The sequence below is a fragment of the Occultella gossypii genome, assembly GCF_019947135.1.
Classification (GTDB): Bacteria; Actinomycetota; Actinomycetes; order Actinomycetales; family Beutenbergiaceae; genus Occultella; species Occultella gossypii.
In genome coordinates, this window is record NZ_JAGSHT010000024.1 from 1 (window position 1) to 19,495 (window position 19,495).

Sequence of the window (19,495 nt, forward strand, 5' to 3'; positions counted from 1 at the left end):
CGGCGTTCCGTTTGCCGCGCAGGTGATCGCCGCGCAGCTCGGCGTTGCGGCGGGCCGGCGCCCGCTCGACGAGCAGGACGTGCCGGCCCGCCGCGGCGAGCACCCGGGCGGCGGTACCACCGCCCGGACCGCTGCCGACCACGATGGCGTCGTACCGCCGTCGGACCTCATCGACGCGGACCGAGACGGGAGCCTCGGGCTCGACCGGCACCACCCCCGGCGGTACCGCCCGGAAGCCGACCATGGCCAGACCGGCGGGGGAGCGGCCCGCCGTCGCCGCGTAGTACCCCTCCCAGCACAGCCGCCGGAACAGGGCGAAGCCCGGCGTCAGGTCCGGGTCGGCCTGCGTCGCCGCCAGCCCTTCGTCCTGCTCCGCGGGCGGCAGCGCCGCGAATCCCGCGGCGCCGCGGGACCGGGCCCAGCGGTCCAGGCCGGCGACGAGATCGGCCAGGACCGCTCGGGCCGGCTCCTCGACGAACGGCGAGGCGAGGTGCTGCGCCACGCCCCCGGCCCAGCCGCCCGGCCAGTCGTCGGCCGGGATGACCCGGTCGACGGCCGCCCGCAGGGCGTCACTTCCCAGCAAGGGACCCCCCGATACCGCCGACGCTGAAGTACTTGTTCAGCACCCCGAACACGATGATCGGCGGCAGCATCATGACCACCGCGACGGCCATGACGAGGCCCCAGTTCGTCGAGTTCTGCTGGAAGAAGGTCTGCACGCCGATCGGCAGCGTGTAGTTGTAGTCCGACCGCAGGAACACGGTGGCGATGAGGTAGTCGTTCCAGCTCAGCAGGAACGCGAAGATCGCCGTGGACAGCACCCCGGGCAGGGAGTTGCGCAGCACGATCCGGACGAACCCCCCGAACACACTGACCCCGTCCATCCAACCGGCCTCCTCCAGGCTGATCGGGATCGAGTCGTAGTAGGCCGCCATCATCCAGATGGCGACGGACATGGTGGAGCCGACGTAGACGATGGTCACCCCGGTGAGGCTGTCCACCAGGTTCAGTCGCGCGAACAGGATGAACAGCGGGATGACCGCGGTCACGATCGGCAGCGACTGGATCACGAACAGCAGCAGCGAGTACCCCGCGACCAGCTTGCTCCGGCCACGGGAGAGCACGTACCCGGCCGGGGCGGCGACGGCGACCGCGATCACCACCGTGATCATGGTGACCACCAGGCTGTTCTGCAGCCAGAGCAGCACGTTCGTCCCCGCGAACACGTTGCCGAAGTTCTCCAACGTGAACGGGGCCGTGACCGCGCTGCCCAGGGCGGGTTGCAGGGACAGGTACACCACGGCGACGATCGGGACGATCGTGATGGCGGTGACCACGAGCAGCACCGTGAAGCGCCACCAGCGCCCGCGGAGTTCGGCCTCGGTGGCCGTGGCACGGCGCGAGGCCGCCCTCGGCGAGGTACGGGGGAGGGTTGCGGCGCTCATTCGATGTCCACCTTCTTCACGCTTCGGTACAGGACGACCGAGATGACCACCAGCACGACCGTCATCAGGAACGCGATCGCGACGCCGGGCCCGGTCTCGAAGTCGAGGAACACGGTGCGGTAGGCCTGCACCACGAGGGTCTGTGTGGCATTCACCGGGCCGCCGCCGGTCAGCAGGAACACCGTGGGGAAGTCGTTGACGCAGAAGATCGTCATCAGGATCCAACTGATGAACGTCGACTTCGCCGTCAGAGGCAGGGTCATGGTGCGCAGCAGCTGGGCGCCGCTTGCTCCGTCCACCCGGGCTGCCTCGTACACGTTGTTGTCCACCGCGGCCAGCGCGGCGCCCATCATCATCATCATGAACGGGAAACTGATCCAGACCTTGAAGACGCAGACGGTGATCTGGGCCAGCAGCGGGTTGGCGAGGAACAGCACCCGGCCGAACCCCAGCGCCTCGGCCAGGATCGGCAACGGGCTCTGCGGGGTGGCCACGAGCCAGTTCCAGGACGTGGCCGAGACCACGACGGGCACCACCCACGGCAGCAGCAGGAGCACCTTGAACACGCCCCCGGCGGGGATGCGCCTGCGGAGCAGGAGCGCGAGTCCCATGCCCATCGCCCAGCTGCCGAAAACCCCGACCAGGGTGAACACGAGGGTGAACCGGGCTGCTTGCCAGAACACGGGGTCGGACAGGACGGTCGCGTAGTTCGCCAGGCCCACGAAGTCCCCGGCGGAGATCAGGTCCCCGTCCCGCACGGACTGGACGCCGGCGTAGAGCACCGGGTAGGCGTTCAGCAGCAGGACCAGGAGGATCGACGGCAGGACCAGCGCGAGCATGGTCACGTTGCGCGGGCTCAGGACGCGCTTGGGGCGCGCGTCCGGCGGGCGGCCGGCGCCGGCGACGCCGACTCCCGAGCGTGCGCGGCGCAGCGACTGCGCCACGGAATCGGTTGACATGCAACTCCTTCGTTGACATTTGCGGTGGCGGCGGGGGCCACGCCGGCTGTGCGGCGCCGGCGCGGCCCCGGTTCGGCTCAGCCCTCGAGGGCCTGTTGCAGCGTGGTCAGCGCGTCCACTGCGGTGGCAGCTCCGGACAGGATCTGCTGCGTGAACGTCCCCATCGCCGGGGTCCCGTCGACGTCGGTGACGCCGAGGAACAGCGCGTCCGAACCGGGTGCACCCCAGGTCCTCGAGATCGGCTGCCACTCCTCGATGATCTTGACCGCGTTCACGTCGGACTGGAACTCCGGGGTGTCCGCGATCGACCTCAGCGGGGGCAGGCCGATCCCGGTGTGCTCGGTCCAGAGCGGCGCCATGTTCTGGTAGTAGTACGTCAGGAAGGCCTCCGAGCCCTCCTGGCTCGGGGTGTTCGTGTACATCATGATGTTGTTCGGGAAGTAGAGGGCGCCGAGGTCACCGTGCGGGCCGACGAGCGGGCTGTTGACCGCGAGTTCCGGGGCGACTTCGCCACCGACGTTGGCGGCGAGCCCGGCTCCGTCCCAGCCCATGGCGAACCGGCGGTCCTTCCACTGGCTCTGAACGTTGTCGCTGGTGTAGGTGACCGAACCGGGGTCCACGTAGCCCTTGGCGACCATCTCGAGGACGAACTCCATCGCCTCGACATTGGCGTCGGTGACGCATTCCGGCTCCTGGTCCGCGTTGAACAGGCCACCGCCGTTGTTGATCATGAAGCTGGTCATGATGTGGCTGCCGGTGAAGCTGCCCGAACCCGCGCCCACTCCGAAGCTGTAGGCGCCGATCCCCTTGAGTGCCTCGCTCACCTCGAGGTAGCTCGGCCAGTCGGTGGGCGGCTCGACGCCCGCCTGCTCCAGGAGCGTGGTGTTGTACCACATCACCCGCATGTCGAGGTTGTACGGGACGGCCGCGTAGCCGCCCTCGACCTTCATCGCGTCGATGAGTCCGGGGAGGAAGTCGTCGTAGAGGCCGTTGGACTTCCAGCTCTCGAGGAGATCGTCGGCGTAGGCGATCTTGCCCTGCGACTCGAACAGGAACGCCTGGGTGCCACCGCCCGAGCTGACGGCGGGTCCGGTGTTGGAGGCGACGGCCGAGGAGAAGGTCTGGGTGAAGTTCGCCCACTGGATCTCCTGGTATACGGCGCCAGGCAGGCCGTCGCCCGGCTCGTAGGCCTCGGTGATCTCCTTGTCGCGCGGGTTGAACTCGGTGCCACCCCAGGGCATGTTCCAGAACTTCAGGGTGTCGCCACCGCCACCGCCACCGCCGGAACCACCGCCGGAGCACGCGGCGAGGGCCGAGACGGCGGCCGTACCGCCGGCGACGCCGAGGAATCCACGGCGGCTCAGTGCCGCCTTCGAAGCATGCATTGACATGTCGGGTCCTTTCTCGCGGCGGCGCCATCGCCTGCCGCTTGTTCATCCTTGAACGTGCGCAGCACCCTCGGCGTCGAGGGTGGCTTGGTGCCTAACCGACCTCCTTCCCGGTCCGGTGCGGCTCGCCGATGGTCGGCCAGGTCGCGGTGCTGCCCCGGGCCACCAGGCGGGTGGCGAGTTCTTCGCGGGGAGTGTGGTCGTCACCGACGAAGGTGTCGTCGCCGCCACGCACCCGCAGCAGCATCCGCAGCGCGGCCGCGCCCATCTCGGCGACGGGCTGGCGGATGGTGGTCAGCTGGGGCGAGGTCCAGCGGGCCTCGGGGGCGTCGTCGTAGCCGATCACGGAGAGCGCGTCGGGAACGCGGATGCCGAGCCGCCGGGCCGCCTCGAGCGCACCGAGCGCCATGTTGTCCGAGCAGGCGAACACGGCACTCGGGCGGTCGGGGCGGTCCAGGAGCCGCAGTGCCGCGGTCAGGGCCCCCGCGTAGGCCCAGTCCGCGTGCACCACGTCGGCCTCCCGAACCTCGAGGCCCTGCTCGCGCAGCGCCGAGCCGAAGCCGTCCACGCGGGCTTGGCCGTACAGGTGGTTCGGGGCACCGGCGATCACGCCCAGGTGTCGGTGCCCCAGATCGAGCAGGTGCTGGGCGGCGGCGCGCCCACCGGCCCAGTTGCCGGCGCCCACGCTCGGGACGGCCGCCGGGGGCTCGGAACGGGGATCGAGGATCACGACCGGGATCCGGGCCACGTCCAGGGCGGCGTACTGCGCCGGGGTCGGCTCGACCAGGGCGAGCACCGCCCCGCTCGAGCGCCGCGCGACCAGGCGTGCGGCCCAGTCCCGGTCGGCAGCCGGCCGGGCGACGGTCACGACGACGTCGAGGCCGACGAGGTTCGCGGCGAACTCCACGCCGGACAGGGCCCGGTTCGCCCAGGTGCCCTCCACGCCGCTGATGACCAGGTCGATGAGACCGCTCTCATCGTCCGCGCGAGCAGCCCCGTGTGCACGCCGGCTCCGGTAGCCGGTCTCGGCGACTGCCGCCAGGACCCGGGCACGGGTGGCGGCCGAGACGTCGGTGCGGCCGTTGAGGACCTTGGACGCCGTCGGCACGGTCACGCCGGCGCGCTCGGCGACGTGGGCGAGGGTGACGGTGGGCACGATCCGGAGGCTAACAGTTGCGCAACGTCTTGCCTAGAGGTTGGCTCTTGATGGCGAGAAATAGACGTGACATGCTGCACCGAGTCGATGTGGGCATGGGAAGATTGCGCAAGTTCTCAGCCGCTCGGCGCCGACCGGCACACCCACGTAAGGACACGGAACTCCCATGGCAGACAGATCGGCCCTCATCGTCCGCGGCGGCTGGGACGGCCACCAGCCCGTCGAGACCACGGAATCGGTTCTCCCGTTCCTCGAGGCGGAGGGCTTCACGGTCCGGGTCGAGGAGTCCACCGCCGTCTATGCGGACGCGTCCTATCTCGGAGGCGTCGACCTCATCGTGCAGACGAACACCATGACCACGATCGAGCCCGAGGAACTCGCGGGCCTGATCGGCGCCGTCCGGGCGGGCACCGGGCTGGCCGGGTGGCACGGCGGGATCGCGGACTCCTACCGCAACAGCGCCGACTACCTCCACCTCGTCGGCGGCCAGTTCGCGCACCACCCGCCGAGGGCGCCGAAGGAGCAGTTGCCGGGGGAGCAGTCGGACAACTACCTGCCCTACACGATCTCGATCGTGCCGGACCGCGCCGACCACCCGATCGTCGCCGGGCTCAGCGACTTCGATCTGGTCACCGAGCAGTACTGGGTCCTGTCCGACGACTACAACGATGTGCTGGCGACCACCACCCTCGCAGCGCGGGACTTCGACCCGTGGCACCGGCCGGTCACCACGCCCGCCGTCTGGACCCGCGAGTGGGGCGCGGGCCGGGTGTTCGTGTGCACCGCCGGCCACCGCCTCGAGATCCTCGACGATCCGAACGTGCGCACCATCGTGGAGCGGGGGTTGCTGTGGGCGAGCCGTTGAACGTCGGCATGATCGGGGTCGGCAACATCTCCGGCCAGTACTTCGAAACGCTGCGCCGGCTGCCGGGCCTGCGCCTGAGCGCGGTCGCCGACCTGGATGCCGACCGCGCCCGGGCGGTCGCGGCCGAGCACGACGTGCGCGCGGCCTCCGTGGACGAACTGCTGGCCGACGGCGCAGTGGACGCGGTCCTGAACCTCACCGTTCCGGCGGCGCACGCCGAGGTCGCGCTGCGCGCGCTCGCGGCCGGCAAACACGTCTACGGCGAGAAGCCGCTGGCGCTCTCGGTGGCGCAGGCGCGGCCGGTGCTCGCAGCGGCTGCCGAGCGCGGCCTGCGGGTCGGCTGTGCACCGGACACGGTGCTCGGCACCGGCATCCAGACTGCGCGGCAGGTCCTGGACAGCGGCGGTATCGGCGACCCGGTCGGTGCGCACGTGCACTGGAGTGCGCCCGGACACGAGCGCTGGCACCCGTCCCCGCACTTCTACTACCAGCCGGGGGCGGGGCCGCTGTTCGACATGGGCCCCTACTACCTCACCAGCCTGGTCACCCTCCTCGGGCCCGTGGTCAGGGTCTCGGGCACGGCGACGGCGTCGGCGCGGGAGCGCTCGGTCGCCACCGGTCCGCTCGCCGGTTCCGCGATCGACGTCGACGTGGCCACGCACGTCTCGGCGCTCCTGGAGCATGCGAGCGGCGTCACCTCGACGGTGACCGTCAGCTTCGAGGTCTGGGCCACCCGGACCCCACTGTTCGAGGTGTACGGGACCGCCGGGACCATCGCGGTCCCGGACCCGAACCGGTTCTCCGAGCCCGTCGAGGTGTACACGACCGCGACGCCGGAGTGGACCCAGGTACCGGTGGCCGCCGGCTACGCCGACGCCGGTCGCGGCTATGGGCTGGCGGACCTGGCCCGGGCGGTCGAGACCGACCGTCCGCACCGCGCCGGCGGCGACCTCGCGCTGCATGTGCTGGACATCATGGAGTCCGTGCTGCTGGCCGCGGACTCCCAGCGGGTGGTGGCGCTCGGCACCACCGTGGCCCGGCCGGAACCGGTGCCGGCCGGGGTGGCTCCGGACACCTGGTAGTCCCGGGTGGCACCGGCGCCGAGCGTGGATCGCGACACGCTCGGCGTGTCGCGGGGCGCAGACTTCGGATCGAACGGCTGTTCGTCTAGGGTTGTGGACAGGTGAGGGACGGAACTGCGTCATCCACAGCCAGTGGGTGCCCAGAACCGGATGTCGGTGGTCGGACATAGCCTTCGTCGCAGGTTGCCGCCCGGAGAGGGCGGGTCCCTGAACAGGCCAGCCCTGGTCCGAAACATGCGGTGGAGCTCAGCGAGCATCTGCCCGAGACACGAAGTGAAGGTGACACCATGGCTGCACCAGTTGCAGACCGTAGCAAGGCCCTCGAGGCCGCCCTCGGCCAGATCGATCGCGCATTCGGCAAGGGATCGGTGATGCGCCTCGGCGACGACACCCGCCCGCCGGTCGCCGTGATCCCCACCGGCTCCATCGCGCTCGACGTCGCGCTCGGGATCGGTGGCCTGCCCCGAGGCCGGGTCGTCGAGATCTACGGCCCGGAGTCCTCGGGTAAGACCACGGTCGCGCTGCACGCGGTCGCGAACGCCCAGAAGGCCGGCGGGATCGCCGCGTTCATCGACGCCGAGCACGCCCTCGACCCCGAGTACGCGAAGAGGCTCGGCGTGGACACCGACGCCCTGCTGGTCTCCCAGCCGGACACCGGCGAACAGGCGCTCGAGATCATGGACATGCTGATCCGTTCCGGTGCCCTGGACATCGTGGTCATCGACTCCGTCGCCGCGCTCGTGCCGAAGGCCGAGATCGAGGGCGAGATGGGGGACAGCCACGTCGGCCTCCAGGCCCGGCTCATGTCCCAGGCGCTGCGCAAGATCACCGGTGCCCTGAACTCCTCCGGCACCACGGCGATCTTCATCAACCAGCTGCGCGAGAAGATCGGCGTCTTCTTCGGTTCTCCTGAGACGACCACGGGTGGCAAGGCGCTGAAGTTCTACGCCTCGGTCCGCATCGACGTGCGTCGTATCGAGACCCTCAAGGAGGGCACCGACGCGGTCGCCAACCGCACCCGCGCGAAGGTCGTCAAGAACAAGATGGCCCCGCCGTTCAAGCAGGCCGAGTTCGACATCGTCTACGGGGTCGGCATCTCCCGCGAGGGCAGCTTGATCGACCTCGGCGTGGAGCATGGCATCGTCCGTAAGTCCGGCGCTTGGTACACCTACGAAGGTGACCAGCTCGGGCAGGGCAAGGAGAACTCCCGCCGGTTCCTCAAGGACAACCCCGAGCTGGCGGAGGAGATCGAGAAGAAGATCATGACGAAGCTCGGCATCGGCAAGCCGCTCGAGGTGGTGCCGGACGCCGGCGGTCCCGCCAACGCCGTCGACTTCTAGGCACCTGTCGCCGATGGCCTTCCAGCAGCGCCGATCCCGGCCGGAACCGGCCGGAGTCGGTGAGCCGCGACAGGCACGACGCAGGTCCGGTGGCCGGGTGGGTGAACCCCCAGCCACCGGTGCCGCCGCCGTCGACCCCGAGCCGGATCAGGAGTCCGTGGCGCGCAACATCGCGCTACGGCTCCTGACCCACTCGCCACGCTCCCGCGCCCAGCTGGCGCAGGCGATGGCGAAGAAGGATGTCCCGGACGAGGTCGCCGCATCGGTGCTCGACCGGTTCGAGGAGGTCGGGCTGGTCAACGACGTCGAGTACGCCGAGATGCTCGTGCGCACCCGCCGCGCCGAACGCGGTCTGGCCCGCCGCGCCCTGGCCACCGAGCTGTACCGCAAGGGCGTCGACTCCGAGATCGCCGAGGAGGCCCTGGCCGCCGTCGATCCCGAGGACGAGGAAGCCACGGCCCAGGATCTGGTCCGGCGCAAGGCTCGGTCCAGCGTGGGCCTGGAGCACGAGAAGCGCCGCCGGCGGCTCGTCGGCATGTTGGCCCGGAAGGGTTACTCGCCCTCGGTCGCGCTACGGGTCGTGGACGGCGTGCTCGCGGATGAGGGCGCGGCCGACACCGACGACCGGGTCGGCTGAGTCTCGAACGCAGGGGAGTCCGAGGCACGTGTCCGAGACCCCTGTCTCGACCTGACGTGGGCCGATCATGCCAGCGACCGAACGCCGCTACGTGCCGCTACCGCCCACGGCAGGCACGGTAACGGCGTTCGGGGGCGCCGGGTTGGCTCGCGCCTTGCCCGAGGTACGGCCGCCCACCTTTCGGGCGACCAGTTCGGCGACCTTCGAGAGGAGGTAGTTGAGGACGATGAAGATCAGCGCTGCGACGAACAGGCTCTGCAGGATCGCGAACGGTGCCCCACTGCCCAGCAGTCGGGCGCTGCGCAGCAGCTCGGGGTAGACGATGATGTAGCCGAGGGCCGTGTCCTTGAGGATCACGACGAACTGGCTCACCAGCGATGGCAACATCGCGATGAGCGCCTGTGGCAGTTCGATCGAACGGATCGACTGCCCGCGAGTCATTCCGATCGCCAGTCCGGCCTCGCGCTGCCCCTTCGGCAGGCCGTACACCCCGGACCGCACGAGTTCGGCGATGACCGCACCGTTGTACAGGGTCAACGCGATGACCACGCCCAACAGAAGCTGGGCGGTCCCGCTGACGGCCGTGAAGCGACCGAGGATCTGGTAGCCGGCAACCATCATGACCAGCACCGGCACCGCACGGAAGAACTCCACGACCACGCCGCAGAACCAGCGCAGCGCCCGGTTCGAGGCGAGGCGCCCCACGCCGAACAGCAGTCCGAACACGACCGCTGTCACGATGGAGTAGGCCGCGGCGACCAGGGTGTTCTGCAGCCCAGGCAGGAAGTTGTAGCGCCAGGAGTCCGGATCCACGACCACGGCCCAGAGCTCCGGCCGCAACTGACCGGCCGCGTTCAGCTGAACCATGACGAACACGGCGATGCCGATCACGACGACGGCGCCGATCCAGTTGCCCACGCGGACGTTGCGCCGGGCGCGCGGCCCCGGTGCATCGAACAGGACGGTCTGCCGGCTCATCGGGACACCGCCAGTCGCTGGGAGAGATAGGTCACGGCGAGCCCGATCGGTACGACGATGATGACGAAGCCGACCGCGACGGTGAGGAAGATCGGGATGACGTAGTTCCCCTCGTTCTCCATCATCTCCTTCATCAGGATCGAGATCTCAGGGACGGAGATGGCGGCGGCGACTGTGCTGTTCTTGATCAATGCGATGAGGGTGTTGCCCATCGGAGCTATGGCGCCCCGGAACGCCTGGGGCAGGATGACCAGTCGCGCGGCGGGCAGGAACGGCAGCCCGATCGCTCGCGCGGCCTCGGCCTGACCGGCCGGCACCGTGTTCACCCCGGAGCGCAGCGCCTCGCACATGAACGAGGCGTGGTAGACCGAGAGCGCCGCCACGGCGAGCCAGAAGAAGTTGGTGGCGAAGTCGGTGGAGAACTCCACACCCAGCACCGGCCACAGGACCAGCGCCGCGAACACCACGATGATCGTCAGCGGCGTGTTGCGGATCAGGTTGACGTAGGTGGTGCCGGCGAACTGCAGCGACGGGATCGGTGAGATCCGCATGAGCGCCAGGATCGTGCCGATCACCAGCGAGGCCAGGCCCGCGAAGAAGGTGAGCTGGATGTTCAACCAGTACGCGCCAACCAGGTCATAGTTCGAGAGGACAGCGAGGAACTCGCTCAACGGACACCACCTTCATCGCTGCTTCGGCTTTCTGAGACTTCACGCGCGGGTGTGCGGGGACGGGCCTGGGCCCGCCCCCGCACGCACGGCTCAGGAGGCGGCGCACTCCCGCAGCTCCGGCGGGTTCAGGTCCGCGTTCGGGGTGAACCCGGTTCCCTCGGTGTTCGCCTCGATGGCGGCCTCCCAGCTGCCGTCGTCGAACATGGCTTGGATGGCCTCGTTGATCGGCTCGCACTGGTCGGATCCCGGCGGCAGGCCGACACCGTAGTTCTCCTCGGAGAACGGGTTCCCGACCACAACCATGGCGCCGCTGCCCTCGGCGGCCGCGAGGCCGGCGAGGATGATGTCGTCGGTGGTGACGGCGTCCACCTGCCCGCCGATCAGGTACTGGATGCACTCGGAGTACCCGGGCTGTTCGATCAGCTGGACCTGGTCGGCGAAGTCATCCTGGATCCGCTGCGCGGACGTCGAGCCGGCCACGGAGCAGAGGTTCTTCCCGTTCAGGTCGTCGGGCCCGGTGATGCTCGTCTCGTCGGCCCGCACGAGCAGGTCCTGGCCGGCCACGAAGTACGGGCCGGCGAAGTCGACGACCTCGTCACGGGTGTCCGTGATCGAGTAGGTCGCGAAGATCATGTCGACCTGGCCACCCTCGAGCATCGTCTCGCGGTTCGCGGAAGGCGTCTCGACCCATTCGATCTGGTCGGCCGTGTACCCGAGGGCCTCCGCCACGTACGTCGCGACGTCCACGTCGAAGCCGGTGTACTCGGCGCCGTCCTGGAAGCCGAGGCCGGGCTGGTCGAACTTGATGCCGATGCGGATGGTGCCGTCCTGGCCACCGTCGCCGCCATCGTCGGTGGTCTCCTCGGCGCCGGTGGTCTCGTCGTCGCCGGTGTCGCCCGGTTCGGCGGTACACGCGGCCAGGGTCAGCGCGCCCACGGCTGCGATCGCGGCGAATGCCACTCGCGTTCTCTTCATCGTTGTCTCCTTTTGGTTGGCAACTGGTGTTTGGGTCGATCGTTCGGCGGGATCAGTGGGTGAGGATCTTGCCGAGGAAGTCCTTGGCGCGGTTGCTGGTCGGGTGGTCGAAGAACGTGTCCGGGTCCGCCGACTCGACGATCTGGCCGTCGGACATGAACACCACGCGGTCGGCGGCCTTGCGGGCGAAGCCCATCTCGTGGGTGACGACCACCATGGTCATACCGTCCTTCGCGAGGGCCACCATCACGTCCAGCACCTCGTTGACCATCTCGGGGTCGAGGGCGGACGTCGGCTCGTCGAACAGGATCACCTTCGGCTGCATGGCCAGGGCGCGGGCGATCGCCACGCGCTGCTGCTGCCCACCGGAGAGCTGTGCGGGCAGCTTGTCCGCCTGGTTCGCCACCCCCACCCGTTCGAGCAGGCCCATGGCCAACTCCTTGGCCTTGGCGGTCTTCATCTTCTTGACCTTGATCGGGCCAAGGGTGACGTTCTCGAGGATCGTCTTGTGGGCGAACAGGTTGAAGGACTGGAACACCATGCCGACGTCGGCGCGCAGCCGGGCGAGCGCCTTGCCCTCCTCGGGCAGCGCCTGACCGTCGAGGGTGATGGAGCCGTCGTCGATCGCCTCGAGGCGGTTGATGGCGCGGCACAGGGTGGACTTGCCCGAGCCGGACGGCCCGATCACCACCACCACCTCGCCACGGTGCACTGTGAGGTTGATGTCCTGGAGCACGTGGAGCTCACCGAAGTGCTTGTTGACACTGTCCAGAACCACCAGCGGTTCGCCCGAATGGGCGGGCATGCCGCGGTCGTCGTCTGCTGTGACACCGGTCACGGAACTGTCAGCCATGGGATGCAACCTAGTCGCTCAATGTTTCCGGGGCGACTAGGTGGGGTAACAGTGCGGACACGATCGGTCCTTCGGGCGGTGGCAGGCGTACCCGGCCCGCCGCGTCGGTGCCTCCGGGAGCGCCGTAGAATCAACGATCGTGACCGCTGAACTGACCCATCCGCGCACCTATCTGGTGCGGACCCTCGGCTGCCAGATGAATGTGCACGACTCGGAGCGCATGTCCGGGCTGCTCGAGGACGCCGGGTACGTCAGCGCCGCGACCGCGGGAACCGGATCGCTCATGGCGCAGGCCGACGGCGCCGACGTGGTCGTCATCAACACGTGCGCCGTGCGGGAGAACGCTGCCGACCGCCTGTACGGCAACCTCGGCCAGCTCGCCTCCCTCAAGCGGGACCGCCCGGGCCTGCAGATCGCCGTCGGCGGGTGCCTGGCCCAGCAGGACCGGGCCGGCATCGTGGCGCGCGCGCCCTGGGTGGACGTGGTCTTCGGGACCCACAACATCGACGTGCTGCCGGCGCTGCTGGAGCGCGCCCGGCACAACGACGAGGCGCAGGTCGAGATCGAGGAGGCTCTCAAGGTCTTCCCGTCCACGTTGCCGACCCGCCGGGAGAGCGCCTATGCGGCGTGGGTGTCGATCTCGGTCGGCTGCAACAACACCTGCACGTTCTGCATCGTGCCGCACCTGCGCGGCAAGGAGCGCGACCGCCGGCCCGGGGACGTTCTCGCCGAGGTCGGGGCCGTCGTCGCCGAGGGCGCCCTCGAGGTCACCCTGCTCGGCCAGAACGTCAACTCCTACGGCGTCGGGTTCGGCGACCGCGGCGCCTTCGCGAAACTGCTGCGTGCCTGCGGCCGGATCGAAGGGCTGGAGCGGGTCCGGTTCACCTCACCGCACCCGGCCGCATTCACCGACGACGTCATCGACGCCATGGCGCAGACCCCGAACGTGATGCCCTCGCTGCACATGCCGCTGCAGTCCGGCTCGGACACGATCCTGCGCGCGATGCGTCGTTCGTACCGCAGCGAGCGGTTCCTCGGCATCCTGGACCGCGTCCGGGACCGGATGCCCGAGGCGGCGATCACCACCGACATCATCGTCGGGTTCCCGGGCGAGACCGAGGCGGACTTCCAGGCGACCCTGGACGTGGTCGAGGCCTCCCGGTTCGCCAGTGCGTTCACCTTCCAGTACTCCCAGCGACCCGGCACCCCCGCCGCCGACCTGCCCGAGCAGGTGCCCGCCGACGTGGTCACCGAGAGGTACGGCCGGCTGCAGGCACTCCAGGAGCGGATCTCCGCCGAGGAGAACGCCGCTCAGGTCGGGCGCACCGTCCAAGTGCTGCTCGCCGAGTCCGAGGGTCGCAAGGACATCGCGACCCGCCGCCTGAGCGGCCGCGCGGCGGACAACCGGCTGGTGCACGTCGGCATGCCCGACGGCGTCGCGAGCCTTCCCGAGGCCGAGCGCCCCCGTCCCGGGGACCTGATCACGGCCACGGTCACCGGCTCCGCGCCGCACCATCTCATCGCGGACTCCGGCGTCACCGGCGGCACCTTCGAGATCCGGCGGACCCGCTCCGGGGACGCCTGGGCGACGCGCGAGCGCGCCGCGGCCGCCGCAGCGAGTGCAGCAGAAGGTGGGCCATCAGCGTCGGCGAGCCGCGCCGTCGGGCTCGGCATGCCCACGGTGCGCCGCGACTGACCCACCCGACGAACGCCACGCGCCCGCTCGGCTCAGGGCCCGAACGCGGAGGTCAGTGACCGCAGGCACTGCCCGGAAGTGGCCAGACCCAACGTGACAGCCTCGGCGAACTGCTCGTCGGTGGCCCCGCCGCTGAAGTCCGCGACGAACAGGGTGCGGACCGCGAGCCGGTCCTGCGCGTCCGAGGACCAGAACACCGTCGGCCAGATGTGCTCCCGGTGCCAGTCGTTGGCGAAGCCGACCAGGTCCGCCTCCCGGGCGGCTGGGATCGGGTGTGCGAATGAACCCCGGACCTGGAGCACGCTCACCTCGCCGACCCGGATCGCGAGGTCGAAGGGATAGGCGCCCCAGACGCCGCGCAGGCCGTTCGCGCCGGCGGGGGTGACGGCGAAGCCCTGAGCCTGGGCGTGGGCACGCAGTCGGTCGATGCTGATCGGGTAGGGCCAGTCGGAGGCGGGCAGATCCGCCGGGGAGCTCATGCCAGCCCGCCCGGTGCCTGCAGGGCCGGGTCCGGATAACGGTCGTCCAGCTCGGCGAAGACGGCGAGCGCGGTGGTGATCGCCGCCCGGATCGCCCGGCCGAGCTGGTGTTCGGACAGGCCCTCACGCAGGGGCGTGGCGGACTCCGCGCAGAACCGCATCGTGCCGTCGTCGTGGACGAGCAGGAAGCACTTGGGCCACAGCGTGCGCGCATGGCGGGCGTTGATGAAGTCCATCAGCTCGGGTCGGCGCTCGATCGCGATCCGCCGGTTCCACTGGGCCCGGATCTGCAATACCTCGTTCGCGCCGGCCAGCGCGACCGTGAACACGTGACCGTTCCAGAGTCCACCGAGGTGTGCGTCGTCGGAGACGAAGAACTTCTGGTCGTGCTCGCGCAGCCACGCCTTCAGCCGCTCGCGGTCGACGGCGACGACCTCATCGGCGAGCGCGGGTTCGGAGCCCGCGGCGTCATCGGCGGGATCCGGTTGTGCGTGGTCGGAGGCTGCCATCACCTTCAGTCTAGGTCGCCCGGTACCGGCGACCGCCGGTCCGGTGGCGGCCATCGGGGGCTGGGAGGGTAGGTTGCCTCCGTGCTGAATCGAGGCGTCCCTGTGGTGGCCGTGGTGGGTCCGACCGCCAGCGGCAAGTCCGACCTCGCCCTGGATCTGGCCGAAGGGCTCGGCGCCGAGATCATCAACGCCGACGCCATGCAGCTCTACCGCGGCATGGACATCGGCACCGCGAAGCTGCGCCCCGAGGAGCGCCGCGGCATCGCCCACCACCAGCTCGACGTGCTGGACGTGGATACCGACGCCACCGTCGCCGCCTACCAGACCCACGCCCGCGCCGACCTGGCCGGCATCGCGGCCCGGGGGCACGCCGTCGTCGTGGTCGGCGGCTCGGGCCTGTACGTGCGTGCCCTGCTCGACGACCTGTCCTTCCCCGGCACCGACGAGGCGATCCGGGCCGCGCTGGAGGCGCGCGCGGAGGCCGAGGGCCCCGGGCTGCTGCATGCCGAACTCGAGGCGGCGGACCCGGTCGCCGCCGCCCGGATCGATCGGCGCAACGCCCGCCGGATCATCCGGGCGCTCGAGGTCATCGCGATCACCGGCGAGCCGTACTCGGCGAACCTGCCGAGCCACTCCTCGCACATCCCGGCCGTGCACGTGGCGGTGGATCTGCCGCGTCCGGTCCTGCACGAGCGCATCGACGCGAGGGCGCGGGCGATGTTCGACGGCGGACTGCTCGCCGAGACCGGCGCGCTCCTCGAGCGCGGGCTGGAGCGGGGCCGAACCGCCCGCCGCGCGGTCGGCTATGCGCAGGCCCTCGCGGTGCTGCGCGGTGAGACGGACGTGGCGACGGCGGTCGCCGACACCGCCCAGGCCACCCGTCAGCTGGCCCGCCGGCAGATGACCTGGTTCCGGCGCGATCCCCGGATCGCGTGGCTGGCGCCCGGCCCCGATCTGGCCGAGCGGGCCCGTAGGCTGCTGTCATGACTTCACCTGTTGCGGCGCCCGGGCACACCTTCGTCAAGGGCCACGGCACCGGCAACGACTTCCTGCTGTACGCCGACCCCGAGGGCGCCGCCCCGCTCAGCACGAGCGAGGTGGCCGCGCTCGCCGACCGGCACACCGGCATCGGCGCCGACGGTGTGATCCGCGCCGTGCGCAGCGCGGCGATCACCGAGGGTGCCGACCGGGCCACGGGGCGGGAGCCGGCGGCGCTGTGGTTCATGGATTACCTGAACGCCGATGGCTCGGTGGCCGAGATGTGCGGCAACGGGATCCGGGTGTTCGTCGCGTTCCTGCGCCACGCCGGGCTGCTCGCTCTCGACGACGGGGACACGGTCCAGGTGGCGACGCGGGCCGGAGTGCTCGGCGTGCGTCGTGAGGGTAGGGACTATGCCGCGGACCTGGGCCGGTGGAGTGCGCCCGGCGGCGACGCCGCGCTCGCGCAGGGCTTCGATGCCAGCGTCGGGGTGGCCGGGCTCGACGAGCCCCGGCCGGGCCTACGCCTGGACCTGCCGAACCCGCACACCGTGATCGCCCTGGAGGACACCGAACAGCTCGAGGTCCTCGACCTCACCCGGGCGCCGATCGTGGACCCCGCCCCTGCCCGCGGTACGAACGTGGAGTTCGTGGTGCCGCTCGGCGACCGCGAGGTGGACATCGTCGACAGCGCCGGTGCCGTGGTGGGCTCGAAGACCGTCGGCGTGGTGCGGATGCGGGTGTACGAACGGGGCGTGGGGGAGACGCTCTCCTGCGGCACCGGTGCCTGCGCGGCTGCGCTCGCGGTGCGCAACTGGTTCGGCGAGGGCGCCCCGCAGGAGTGGATCGTGCAGGTCCCCGGCGGCGAGCTGCGCGTCCGGATGCTGGCCGACGACCACGTCGAGCTCGCCGGACCGGCCGAACTGGTCGGCACAGTCACCACGCTGTGATCGGCGGCGGGTCGCACCGGTGGCTTGAGACGGTGCTGCCCAACTGACGCATGGCCTTGACCGGCTCGTCGCCTTGACCGGCTCGCCGGTCGCCCCGTGTGGCTCTTGACGGCATGGGCGGACGTCCCTAGCCTCTTTGCAACCGGTCGCAAAGAAGTCTGTGACGACAGCGTCAGAGGCATGTCGACCCTGGAAGGGACCAGCAATGACGCTCGATTCCATCACCCTTGACAGGCGCCTGTTCCTCGGCGGCGGCTTTGCCGCGGCGGGACTGGTGCTCACGCCCTGGCAGGCGCAGGCGAGTCCGGTACGGCAGCCGGCGCGGGCCGATCCGGACGATCCGGAGGTGACCCGGTTCACCAGCCAGAACCCCGGGATCCGCTACCTCGGCCAGCCGGTCAACTCCCAGATCGGCGCCCGGGCGCCGCGGATCGCCCTCGAGGACGGCCGCTGGGTGGAGTACCAGGTGTACAAGGGCTCGGCGAACACCGACCTGCCCGCCACCTTCGCAGTGACGGACATCGAGACCGGGGACGTGGTGCGCTCCATCAAGATGCCCACCGCCGAGGCAGCCTTCGACATCACGGTGGCCACGGACGGCAAGGTGTACCTGCCCAGCTACTACGACTACCGGTTGTGGCAGTACGACCCCGCTACCAAGCAGCTCAACGACCTCGGCCCGCTCGATGTCGACACCCAGCGTGACCATGCCTTCGGCGCCGGCTTCGGTCCGGACGGCATGGCCTTCTTCGGCACCTACTCGGGATCGCGCCTGCACCGCTTCGAACCGGACACCGGTACGATCCGCAACCTCGGCACCGTGGACCCCGACGAGGACTACATCCACTTCATCTGCTGGGATCCGGCGAGCAACGCGATCTTCTGCACCACGGGCGGCAAGCGCGCCGCGGTCTGGCGGATCGAGGACCTCGGCATGGGAGCGAAGACCAAGATCATCGACGGATCCACGATCCCGCTGCTCGACACCGTCTCATTCCTGGGAATGCTCGACTGCGTCGAAGGTCATCTGATCAGCCGAACGGGCGGGAGCCTGATCGTCACCGATCTGTACGGGAACCTCGAGTACTACACGGGTGGCAGGGAGATCGCGGCCTACCATGCAGTGCCGGCGAGCGACGGCAGTGGCTTCTTCTTCTCCGAGTACGGTGCCCTGCAGAAGTACGACTTCGGCACGCACACCTTCTCGCCGACCGCCGGTACCGTCCGTAGCTACATCTCCAGCGGCACCGAGCTGCCCGGCAACATCATCGTCGGTTCCGACATGGGCGGGCCGTTCACGCTCAACTACGTCACGGGGGAGCGGACCGAGCACGAGCCTTCCTTCCGCCAGCCGACGCTCATCCAGAAGATCTTCCCGGGCCCCGGTGAGCGCATGTTCGCCTCCGGCTACATGGTGGGCCTGGCCGAGATCAACACCGAGGGCGGGGAGCCCAACGACACCCTCAACCAGGGGCAGTTCGAGTCGTGGATCGTTCGCGACGGTCTGATGTACCTCGGTGCGTACGGGTTCTCGAAGTTCTCCCGATATGACCCGGACGTGCCGGGAACCGCCCCGAAGCAGCTGTTCACGAGCGCCGGCGAGGACCTCGACAGGCCGTTCGGGATGGCATACAACCCGGAGCGGGACGAGGTCTACATGGGCTCGGTCCCGGTGTACGGCCAGTACCAGGGCGGGCTCGCCATCTACGAGTTCGGGACCGGGCGGGTCACGCACCTCAAGGAGGAGATCGTCGAGAACCAGAGCATCGTCTCGGTGGTCTACAACCCGCACGACAAGCTCGTCTACCTGGGCACGACCATCGACGGCGGGATGGGCAACACCCCGACGAGCATCACCACCGAGGGCCAGGTGATCGTCTTCGACCCGGCCACCCGCACCGTGGTGCGCTCCTTCGTGCCGGTCCATTCCAGGCAAGGTGTCACCGGCCTGCTCGTCGACCCCGACGGCTCCGTGTGGGGCGTCGCCGAGGAGCAGCTCATGAAGATCGCGACCGACGGCACCGTGCGCACGTTCGGCGCGGTGAGCCGTCGCTATCCGGGCGCGCCGGACTACGTGTGGGCGTGGGCGTACCTGAACTGGTCGGCCCTGGACGGGATGATCTACGGCACGGCCAGGGGGCACCTGTTCCGGGTCGACCCGAGCACCGGTGTGGTCACCACCGTCGCCGACGACGGCGCGTCCTGGGGCGCCACGGACCAGGGCGGCGACGTCTACTTCTCCTACCGCACGCACCTGTTCAAGTACCTGGTCCCGCAACCCATCTCGGGGCAGCCGACGACGGTCCAGAAACTCCTCGCGGTCGAGGCCTACGCACAGGGACGGGACGTCGTGTTCCCGGCGGACTATCCGGCCGAGTGGCGAGCGATCTTCGCGCGGATCGAGGAGCGCGTCGCCGCCGGGCGCGCCGACGAGCTGCGGGAGGAGTACGGCGGCGAGCTCTGAGCGGTCCGCCCCCCGCGCCGGCGCCCCCCCCCCGGGGCGGGCCACCCCCCCCGCGCCCGCGGCCCGCGCC

The 19,495-nt window shown here is 70.0% G+C and carries 19 protein-coding genes; 8 read left to right on the forward strand and 11 right to left on the reverse strand.

What is annotated here, in order from left to right; genetic code table 11:
- The 5 genes from KCQ71_RS23925 to KCQ71_RS23945 form a co-directional block, all read right to left on the reverse strand.
- Window positions 1-583 (reverse strand): gluconate 2-dehydrogenase subunit 3 family protein (locus KCQ71_RS23925; protein WP_223411214.1); only part of this gene is annotated, 583 nt, incomplete at its 3' end.
- The gene (locus KCQ71_RS23930) at window positions 570-1,445 is read right to left on the reverse strand and encodes a carbohydrate ABC transporter permease (protein WP_223411215.1); all 876 of its coding nucleotides are present in this window, start codon (window positions 1,443-1,445) and stop codon (window positions 570-572) included. The genes KCQ71_RS23925 and KCQ71_RS23930, both read right to left, overlap by 14 nt.
- Window positions 1,442-2,404, reverse strand: a complete 963-nt coding sequence (locus tag KCQ71_RS23935; RefSeq protein WP_223411216.1) for a carbohydrate ABC transporter permease — start codon at window positions 2,402-2,404, stop codon at window positions 1,442-1,444. The genes KCQ71_RS23930 and KCQ71_RS23935 overlap by 4 nt, the downstream gene beginning before the upstream one ends.
- A 77-nt stretch (window positions 2,405-2,481) precedes the next feature.
- Window positions 2,482-3,795 carry an ABC transporter substrate-binding protein gene (locus KCQ71_RS23940; protein WP_223411217.1) on the reverse strand — a complete coding sequence of 438 codons (1,314 nt, stop codon included), beginning with the start codon at window positions 3,793-3,795 and terminating at the stop codon, window positions 2,482-2,484.
- 91 nt (window positions 3,796-3,886) lie between these two features.
- Window positions 3,887-4,948 (reverse strand): LacI family DNA-binding transcriptional regulator, encoded by a 1,062-nt coding sequence (locus tag KCQ71_RS23945; protein ID WP_223411218.1) that lies wholly within the window; start codon window positions 4,946-4,948, stop codon window positions 3,887-3,889.
- Between the two features lie 166 nt (window positions 4,949-5,114).
- On the opposite strand from KCQ71_RS23945, the gene KCQ71_RS23950 reads away from it, so the two are divergent.
- From KCQ71_RS23950 to KCQ71_RS23965, 4 genes are all read left to right on the forward strand, one after another.
- Window positions 5,115-5,813, forward strand: coding sequence for a ThuA domain-containing protein (locus KCQ71_RS23950; protein ID WP_223411219.1), 699 nt, complete (start codon window positions 5,115-5,117; stop codon window positions 5,811-5,813).
- Window positions 5,798-6,895, forward strand: coding sequence for a Gfo/Idh/MocA family protein (locus KCQ71_RS23955; protein WP_223411220.1), 1,098 nt, complete (start codon window positions 5,798-5,800; stop codon window positions 6,893-6,895). Before KCQ71_RS23950 ends, KCQ71_RS23955 begins: the two co-directional genes overlap by 16 nt.
- 287 nt (window positions 6,896-7,182) lie before the next feature.
- Window positions 7,183-8,235, forward strand: a complete 1,053-nt coding sequence (recA, locus tag KCQ71_RS23960) for a recombinase RecA (RefSeq protein ID WP_223411221.1) — start codon at window positions 7,183-7,185, stop codon at window positions 8,233-8,235.
- Window positions 8,236-8,332: 97 nt separating this feature from the next.
- Window positions 8,333-8,872 (forward strand): regulatory protein RecX, encoded by a 540-nt coding sequence (locus KCQ71_RS23965; RefSeq protein ID WP_223411222.1) that lies wholly within the window; start codon window positions 8,333-8,335, stop codon window positions 8,870-8,872.
- An 87-nt stretch (window positions 8,873-8,959) separates the two neighbouring features.
- Here the strand turns inward: KCQ71_RS23965 and KCQ71_RS23970 are convergent, their stop codons facing one another.
- From KCQ71_RS23970 to KCQ71_RS23985, 4 genes are all read right to left on the reverse strand, one after another.
- On the reverse strand, window positions 8,960-9,850 hold the full coding sequence (locus KCQ71_RS23970; protein WP_223411223.1) for an amino acid ABC transporter permease: 891 nt from the start codon (window positions 9,848-9,850) through the stop codon (window positions 8,960-8,962).
- Window positions 9,847-10,521: an amino acid ABC transporter permease gene (locus KCQ71_RS23975; RefSeq protein ID WP_223411224.1), complete on the reverse strand. Its 675-nt coding sequence runs from the start codon at window positions 10,519-10,521 to the stop codon at window positions 9,847-9,849. The genes KCQ71_RS23970 and KCQ71_RS23975 overlap by 4 nt, the downstream gene beginning before the upstream one ends.
- Before the next feature lie 90 nt (window positions 10,522-10,611).
- On the reverse strand, window positions 10,612-11,496 hold the full coding sequence (locus KCQ71_RS23980) for a glutamate ABC transporter substrate-binding protein (protein WP_223411225.1): 885 nt from the start codon (window positions 11,494-11,496) through the stop codon (window positions 10,612-10,614).
- Between the two features lie 52 nt (window positions 11,497-11,548).
- The gene (locus tag KCQ71_RS23985; protein ID WP_372454094.1) at window positions 11,549-12,301 is read right to left on the reverse strand and encodes an amino acid ABC transporter ATP-binding protein; all 753 of its coding nucleotides are present in this window, start codon (window positions 12,299-12,301) and stop codon (window positions 11,549-11,551) included.
- Between the two features lie 244 nt (window positions 12,302-12,545).
- Between KCQ71_RS23985 and miaB the strand changes: the two genes are divergently transcribed.
- Window positions 12,546-14,045 (forward strand): tRNA (N6-isopentenyl adenosine(37)-C2)-methylthiotransferase MiaB, encoded by a 1,500-nt coding sequence (gene miaB, locus KCQ71_RS23990; protein WP_249423478.1) that lies wholly within the window; start codon window positions 12,546-12,548, stop codon window positions 14,043-14,045.
- A gap of 32 nt (window positions 14,046-14,077) precedes the next feature.
- Here miaB and KCQ71_RS23995 read toward each other — a convergent pair whose 3' ends face one another.
- Both KCQ71_RS23995 and KCQ71_RS24000 read right to left on the reverse strand, forming a co-directional pair.
- Window positions 14,078-14,524 (reverse strand): YbjN domain-containing protein, encoded by a 447-nt coding sequence (locus tag KCQ71_RS23995; protein WP_223411227.1) that lies wholly within the window; start codon window positions 14,522-14,524, stop codon window positions 14,078-14,080.
- Window positions 14,521-15,033 (reverse strand): type III secretion system chaperone family protein, encoded by a 513-nt coding sequence (locus tag KCQ71_RS24000; RefSeq protein ID WP_223411228.1) that lies wholly within the window; start codon window positions 15,031-15,033, stop codon window positions 14,521-14,523. The genes KCQ71_RS23995 and KCQ71_RS24000 overlap by 4 nt, the downstream gene beginning before the upstream one ends.
- Before the next feature lie 81 nt (window positions 15,034-15,114).
- Here KCQ71_RS24000 and miaA point away from each other — a divergent pair, with 81 nt between their 5' ends.
- The 3 genes from miaA to KCQ71_RS24015 all read left to right on the forward strand — a co-directional run bounded on the left by miaA (window position 15,115) and on the right by KCQ71_RS24015 (window position 19,425).
- Window positions 15,115-16,020 carry a tRNA (adenosine(37)-N6)-dimethylallyltransferase MiaA gene (miaA, locus tag KCQ71_RS24005; protein ID WP_308116693.1) on the forward strand — a complete coding sequence of 302 codons (906 nt, stop codon included), beginning with the start codon at window positions 15,115-15,117 and terminating at the stop codon, window positions 16,018-16,020.
- Window positions 16,017-16,961, forward strand: a complete 945-nt coding sequence (locus KCQ71_RS24010) for a diaminopimelate epimerase (protein ID WP_223411229.1) — start codon at window positions 16,017-16,019, stop codon at window positions 16,959-16,961. Before miaA ends, KCQ71_RS24010 begins: the two co-directional genes overlap by 4 nt.
- Window positions 16,962-17,166: 205 nt before the next feature.
- Window positions 17,167-19,425 carry a hypothetical protein gene (locus tag KCQ71_RS24015; protein ID WP_223411230.1) on the forward strand — a complete coding sequence of 753 codons (2,259 nt, stop codon included), beginning with the start codon at window positions 17,167-17,169 and terminating at the stop codon, window positions 19,423-19,425.
- The last annotated feature ends 70 nt before the right edge of the window (window positions 19,426-19,495 follow it).